The following is a 6892-nucleotide window of genomic DNA, read 5'->3' on the forward strand; positions in this document are numbered from 1 at the left end:
TCGATAGTTATCGTTCTTTAGAGTGTCGGACCGCTCACCGCTCACGGAGGTATGACATGGAAACCCTGATCTTTCTCGTGGTCGTCCTGGCGGCGCTGCGCCTGGCGGGCGCGCTGGGCACGGACCGGTTCGCGCGGTGGCCCGTCTGCGCGGCGTACGCGCTGGCGGCCATGCTGGTGATGACCGGCACCACGCATTTCCTGCCCGACAGCCTGGCGAGCGGGCCGGTTCCCACCCACGGCGACCTGGTCCCGATGGTGCCGCCCGCCGTTCCCTTTCCCGATTTCCAGGTGTATCTGACCGGTGTGCTGGAACTCCTCGGCGCGGCCGGCCTCGTCCTCCCACGGACCCGCCGTCCCGCCGGGATCGCCCTGACGGCACTGTTCGTGGCGCTGCTGCCCGCGAATGTCTACGCCGCCGTCTCCGACATCCCGTTCCACGGCGCACCCACGAGTCCCCTCTGGATCCGCGTCCCCGAGCAGATCCTCTACATCGCGGTCGCGCTCTGCGCCGCCGGGCTGCTCCGGACCGCCGCCCGCGCGAAAGATGTTCGCGCCGAAGCGGTTACCGGCTGAAGCCCGCCTCGGCCGCTCCGGATACGAGCGCGTCCAGGCCGAACGCGTCGACCGGACCCAGGGCGCCCGTCGCGCGCAGGCCGCCGTCCAGGGCGGTCTGCGCGCCCCACGCGAGGATCGCGCCGGTGAAGTCGTACGGATCTCCCCCGGTGAGCGTGACCGACGACAGGACGCGCCCGGCCGCGTCCGAGACGTCGGCGACCGCCCACGACCGGGTGCGGGCCCGCGACTCGGGTCCCGGACCGCCCCTCGACCCGGTCACGACGCGGGCGAGCCCCGCCTCGGCCAGCCGCTTCACCGGTTCCACCCGCGCGACGGCATCGGACAGCAGCGCGGTGACCTGGAGGCCGCGCGCCGCCACCGCTGCGGGCGCACCGACGTAGACGCCCGCGTCGCGCAGGCCGGGGTAGGTCCGGGTGAGCGCGAGATGTTCCGATCCGGGCACCGACGCCCCGGTCCGCGACCGGCCGCCGACCTCGAAGGTGCGAATCCGCGCGCCCAGCCGTTCGGATACGACGCGTCCGCCGCGCAGCGCGAAGCCGCGTTCGAACAGCATGCCGATTACCGATGCCCGGGTGCCGCCGCTGATGCCGGGGCTCGCGACGAAGTATCCGATATCGGCCCGGACGGCGCCGGGCGCCTCCTGTAGCGCGAGGGCGGCCGCCAGATTGCCGGGCACGTAATCGAATCCGAACGCGGTCAGCAGGCCCGCGCCCGCCCGCCGCGCCTCGTCGTCGCGGTCGAAGACGTCGCGGATGAACGGCCCCTCGCCGGTGGAGTCGAAGTAGTGCGCTCCCGCCTCGAGCGCCGCCGCGAGGGCGGGTCCGCCGTAGCGCAGGAACGGCCCGACCGTCGTCACCAGCACATCCCCGCGGCTCAGCAGGGCGCGCACCGAGGCGGGATCGGCGACGTCGGCCACCGCGGTCTCCGCGCCGCCGATGTCGGTGGCGAGTTTCCCGAGGGCGGCGGCATTGCGCCCCGCAAGGACGGGGACGACGCCGCGGGCGACGAGGTCCTCGGCGACGAGGCGCCCGGTGTACCCGGTGGCGCCGAACAACACGATCTTCGGCATGGTCCTACCTGTCGTTCCGTGCGGTTGGCCGTGCGTGGTCCGGGAGCTTCCCGGCGAGCAGTTCGGCCAGGTGAGCGCCGCGCAGGTGGGCGAGGTGCTCGATCTGTGTGCGGCAGGAGAACCCGTCCGCCAGGATCACCGTATCGTCCGCCGCCGCGCGCAGGGCGGGCAGGAGCTGGGTTTCGGCCACGGCGACCGAGACGTCGTAGTGGCCGCGTTCGGCGCCGAAATTGCCTGCCAGCCCGCAACATCCGCCGACCGCCGTGACCTCGGCGCCGGCGCGTTCCAGCAGGCGGCGGTCGGCGTCCCAGCCGAGCACCGCGTGGTGGTGGCAGTGCGGCTGGGCCAGCACCCGCACCTCGGACAGGTCGGGGAGCCGGTAATCCTCGTCGGCGCTCAGCAGTTCCGACAGGGTGCGCACGGCCGCCGAAACCGCCCGCGCCTCTTCGGATTCCACTAGCTCGGTGAGATCGGAGCGGAGGACGGCGGTACAGGACGGCTCGATCCCCAGCACCGTCATGCCCTGTGCGACATAGGGATGCAGTGCCGCGACGGTCTGTTCGAGCCGCCGGCGCGCGCCGTCGAGCTGGCCGGTGGAGATCCAGGTCAGCCCGCAGCAGACGCCGCGCGGCGGAACGTGCACGCGATAACCGGCCGACCGGAGCACCTCCAGCAGCGCGGTCGCGACCGCGGGTGTGAAGCTGTCGGTGAAGGTGTCGACGAACAGCACGACGTCCTTGGTCGCGGCGCCGGTCATCGTCGCCCGCTGTGCGGCGCGCCACGCCGACCGGTCGGCGGCGGCGCCGATCTCCGGAATCGCGCGGCGCGCATCGATACCCGCGATCCAGGCGACCATCGGATGGGTGGCGCGAATCCCGCCGAGCCGGTTGGCGACGCGAGGCATGCGGCGGGCCAGGCGCAGCCACAGCGGCAGCCGCCCCAGCGAATAGTGCGAGCGCGGCCGCACCTTCCCCTTGTACCGCTGGTGCAGGACCTCGGCCTTGTAGGTGGCCATGTCGACGCCGGTCGGGCAGTCGGACTTACAGCCCTTACAGCTCAGGCACAGATCCAGTGCCTCGTGCACCTCGGGCGCCGACAGGCCCGCGGGGCCGAGGTGCCCGGCCACGGCGTCCTGCAGGATCCGGGCGCGGCCGCGGGTCGAATCCTTCTCCTCACCGGTGGCCTGAAACGACGGGCAGATGACGGTCGCCGACGGGTTGGGAGCGACGCACCGCCCCACCCCCGTGCACCGGTGCACGGCCCCGAACAGGCCGTCGGCGTCGTGCGGGTAGGCGAACTCCAGGGGCTGCCGCACCGCGGGCGTGTAGCGGATATCGGCGGAGGCGGGCAGCGGGTCCACGATAACGCCCGGATTCAGCAGGTTCGCGGGATCGAAGTGCTGCTTCACCCGGCCGAACAACGACAGCGCCGCGGGCGAATACATATGCGACAGCAGCGCGCTGCGGGCCCGCCCGTCGCCGTGCTCTCCCGACATCGACCCGCCGTAGCTGCCGACCAGTTTCGCGGCATCGTCGAGGAACTCCTCGAACCGGCCGCGGCCGCGCGCGTCGTCGAGGTCGAAGTCGATCCGCACGTGCACGCAGCCGTCCCCGAAATGCCCGTACGGCACGCCCGTCAGGCCGTAGCCGCCCAGCAGATCGTCGAACTGCGCGAGGTAGGCGGCCAGGTGTTCCGGCGGCACGGCCGCGTCCTCCCAGCCGGCGTGCGCGGGCCGCCCGCTGGGCGTGCGGGCGACCAGTCCCGAGCCGTCCTCGCGGATCTTCCACAGTGCGGCAGCCTCTTTCGCGGAACCGACCAGGCGGGAATCCAGCGCGCCGCTCGCCTCGGTGACCGCGGCGACCATGGCCTCGAGTTCGGCCCGGTCCTCCCCCGCGAACTCGACGAACAGCCATCCGGCGCCGCGCGGCATCTCGGGCACGGCGCCCGGCCGCAGCGCGCGCACGACGTCGGTGATCCGGCTGTCGAGACCCTCGCACGCGATGGGCGAGAACGGGAGGATCGCCGGGACGGCCGCCGCGGCGGCGACCATGGTCTCGAAACCGAGCACGCCCATCACGCGGTGCGTCGCGTCGGCCACCAGCCGGACATCGGCCTCCAGCACGACGCCGAGGGTGCCCTCGGATCCGACGAGCAGCTTGGTGACGTCGAACCCGTTCTCCGGCAGCAGCGGGTCGAGGGCGTAGCCGGAGACCTGCCGTCCGAAGCGCCCGAATTCGGTTCGAATGGTGCCCAGCGATTCCCCGACCGTGGCCCGCAGCGAATCGAGCACCGCCGAGGGCCCCTCGTCCCGCCCGGCGAGGCTGCCGAGGCGCAGGTGCTCGCCCGCCACGGTGAGCACGTGCAGCCCGCGGACGTTGTCGCTGGTCCGCCCGTACCCGAGCGCGCGCGATCCGCAGGCGTTGTTGCCGATCATGCCGCCGATCGTGCACCGGCTGTGCGAGGAGGGGTCCGGGCCGAAGCGCAGGCCGTGCGGTGCGGCGGCGCGCTGGAGCGAGGCGTGCGCGATCCCCGGACGCACTCGCGCCGAACGGGTTTCGGGGTCGATGGCCAGCACCGTATCCAGGTACCGGCTGTGGTCGATGACGACGCCGGTCCCGATCGCGTTGCCCGCGATGGACGTTCCCGCGCCGCGGCTGGTGATCGGCACGCCGTTCGTCACGCACGCCGCGACCACCGACTCGACCTCCTCCGCCCGGCGGGGGAACACGACCGCGCCGGGCGGGATCCGGTACACCGACGCGTCCGAGGCGTACAGGGCGCGGGTGAGCGCGCTGTCGTCGGTATCGATGCCGTGGTTTCTCAGCTCGGCCACGACGGCGGCGAGAGCGGCGGTACTCGGGCGGGACGCGGTGGAGTGCACGCCTACACCTGTACCAGCCCCGGCACTCCGCCCGCACAGGCACGCGGGTGAAGGCCCCGGATCACCCCTTGCGGGCGACCGCGCCGTAGAGGGAGACCTGCTTGTCGTGGCTGGCCGGGTGGTCGATGCCGCCGTTGTTCCAGCGGTGGATGACCTCGACGCCCGGGTCCACCATGGTCAGGCCCTCGAAGAAGCGGGCGACCTCGGCACGGGTGCGCGGCTGCACGGGTATGCCGCGGTCCACGTAGACCTGCAGCAGCCGGGCCATGCCGTCGGGATCGTCCTCGCCGTCGTCGAAATCCGTCGTCACGTGCGACATCGCCAGATACGAGCCCGGCGCCAGCGGCTCCATCAGGGTGCGCACGATCTCGTAGACGTCGCCGGGCACGAAGTGCAGCAGCGCCATCAGCGAGACGGCCACCGGCTGCGAGAGGTCCAGGGTCTCGCGCAGTTCCGGGGCGGACAGGATCGCCGCCGGATCCGCGGCGTCGGCCTGCACGTAGGCCGTGCGGCCCTCCGGCGTACTCACCAGCAGCGCCCGCGCGTGCGAGAGGACGATCGGATCGTTGTCGACGTACACCACCCGGGATTCCGGCGCCAGCTCCTGCGCGACCTGATGCAGATTCGGCTCCGTGGGAATGCCCGTGCCGATGTCCAGGAACTGCCGGATGCCGCGCTCGGCGAGATAACGCGTGACGTGCCGCATGAATTCGCGATTGGTCCGCGCGGTGACCCGGACGGCCGGAAATTCCTGGAGCGCTTTCTCGGCCGCGTCGCGGTCCGCCTCGTAGTTGTCCTTGCCGCCGAGGAAATAGTCGTACATCCGTGCCGAATGCGGCACGTCGGTGTGCAGGTCGATCGGACCGGACACGGCAAAGTCTCCTTGTGCGTTGACAACTGGAAGATCCCTACCCGGAGGTATACCTCATCCGGGCAATCCACCCGAGAGTATCCGTACATTCGTCCAGACCCCCGGGCCGCTACCGCTCGCGAGTCAGCGCGGACGCAGATCGGTGAAATGCGCGGCCATCGCCAGCAACCGCTCGGCCAATACCGTCGGGTCCGGTTCGCGTTCGGTCTCCAGCAGCCAGTCGTCGATGACCGCCATGACACCGCCGACGAGGAAGGTTCCCGCAGCGGCCGTATGCGGGCGCATATTCTCCAGGACCGGGACCGGATTGCGGCGGTGCAGATCCTCGAAGGAGCGGATCGCCGCCGTCCGGAGCGCGAACCCGCACGATCCCGTGACCAGCGCCCGGTAGAAGCGATGGTGGCCGGCCAGATGCCGTGCGGCCGAATGGATCCGGTGCCGCAGCGTGTCCTCGCCCAGGTCCGGGAGCAGCGGGTACAGCTCGCGCTCGGTGAGATCCATCGCGGCCGCCGCCAGTAGCGATTCCCGGTCGCCGAACTGCAGGTACACCACCTGGCGGCTCACGCCCGCGGCGTCGGCGAGTTCGGTCACCGCGATCGAGGTCGTGCCGCGCTCGGACACCAGCCGCACCGCCGCCTCGAACAGGGCCGCGCGCGTACGGCGCACCCGGCGGTCTCCCCCGGCCATGACCTGCGACGAATGCTGCGACATAGCCTCAAAATAGACATCTGTATGAAAATTGACAAGTGTATATTTGAGTATTAGATTCTCGCTCACGCGAAATGGCATAATCACATGGTGGTGGCCGGCTCCGCTACGCCGGGACGAGTTCCCGGCCGCAGGCGCCGGGAAGGGAACCGTAGGCATCGTGGCCGACGACTTGTCCTGCAACAGCGAGCCGACCGTGGCCGGACCGGCGAATACGCGCCCGGCGCTCACCGCACGCCGCGTGCGGCCGGCCGCCCGCTACCCTCTCCGACGCGCTGTCAAGCCCGGTAGAACACGCCGCACTCGCGCTCTTCATTCGTCCTCCGTTGCGCGAGCACGGATTTCCGCATGCCGCGGAACACCGGCCGCGGGCGAGGACTCGGTGACACCGCACCACCATCGAACGGAGTTCCCATGGACGATTTCCGATCCGGCCGCGCCGATCTGCGCAGTACGCCGGCCGTGCAGCCGGGACATCGGCCGCGGCCGGCGAGGTACCGGCTCGACGTGGTCGCCACGGATATCGTCGACGTCATCGAGCACGCCGGCGGCTGGCTGTTCGACCGGGCGGCGGCCGGGTGGGAGGTCACCGTGCTGGTCGCCGACGGCGTCGACGCGCGGCCGTTACGCATCCTCGGCGCCGAGATGCTGGCCCTCGGGCCGATTCTCGACGCCCGCGGCGGCGGCCGCTTCCCGCGGGCGCTGGCGGTCGCCACCGATGTCTGCGGGCGGGACCGGCGCGCCCGGCGCGGCCTGCTCAACGCGCTGGCCCACCGGGGGACGGA

5 protein-coding genes and 1 pseudogene are annotated in these 6892 nt (G+C 71.6%); 2 read left to right on the forward strand and 4 right to left on the reverse strand.

The genetic code is table 11. The annotated features are described in order from the left end of the window. Positions 1–56 precede the first annotated feature (56 nt). On the forward strand, positions 57–575 hold the full coding sequence (locus ON41_RS27945; protein WP_040750863.1) for a DoxX family protein: 519 nt from the start codon (positions 57–59) through the stop codon (positions 573–575). Here ON41_RS27945 and ON41_RS27950 read toward each other — a convergent pair. From ON41_RS27950 to ON41_RS27965, 4 genes are all read right to left on the reverse strand, one after another. Further along, a complete protein-coding gene (locus ON41_RS27950) occupies positions 565–1647 on the reverse strand; it encodes a saccharopine dehydrogenase family protein (RefSeq protein WP_040750866.1) in 1083 nt (360 codons plus the stop codon). The two genes, ON41_RS27945 and ON41_RS27950, sit on opposite strands and share 11 nt — an antisense overlap. Positions 1648–1651: 4 nt before the next feature. Beyond that, entirely contained in the window at positions 1652–4528 is a 2877-nt protein-coding gene (locus tag ON41_RS27955; RefSeq protein WP_083905693.1) for an FAD-binding and (Fe-S)-binding domain-containing protein, read from the reverse strand. A gap of 61 nt (positions 4529–4589) precedes the next feature. Beyond that, positions 4590–5399 carry an SAM-dependent methyltransferase gene (locus tag ON41_RS27960; RefSeq protein WP_040750868.1) on the reverse strand — a complete coding sequence of 270 codons (810 nt, stop codon included), beginning with the start codon at positions 5397–5399 and terminating at the stop codon, positions 4590–4592. 123 nt (positions 5400–5522) lie between these two features. Next, positions 5523–6110, reverse strand: coding sequence for a TetR/AcrR family transcriptional regulator (locus tag ON41_RS27965; RefSeq protein WP_051162654.1), 588 nt, complete (start codon positions 6108–6110; stop codon positions 5523–5525). A 411-nt stretch (positions 6111–6521) separates the two neighbouring features. Between ON41_RS27965 and ON41_RS41870 the strand changes: the two are divergent. Further along, a pseudogene (locus ON41_RS41870) lies at positions 6522–6892 on the forward strand (hypothetical protein); the annotation flags it as partial.

The sequence above is a fragment of the Nocardia transvalensis NBRC 15921 genome (assembly GCF_000308875.1).
In the GTDB taxonomy this organism is placed as follows: Bacteria; Actinomycetota; Actinomycetes; order Mycobacteriales; family Mycobacteriaceae; genus Nocardia; species Nocardia transvalensis.

What these genes read in the sequence shown, in the direction of transcription:
- ON41_RS27950 (WP_040750866.1), bottom strand. Translation starts at nt 1,647, where the DNA reads ATGCCGAAGATCGTGTTGTTCGGCGCCACCGGGTACACCGGGCGCCTC.
- ON41_RS27945 (WP_040750863.1), top strand. Translation starts at nt 57, where the DNA reads ATGGAAACCCTGATCTTTCTCGTGGTCGTCCTGGCGGCGCTGCGCCTG.
- ON41_RS27965 (WP_051162654.1), bottom strand. Translation starts at nt 6,110, where the DNA reads ATGTCGCAGCATTCGTCGCAGGTCATGGCCGGGGGAGACCGCCGGGTG.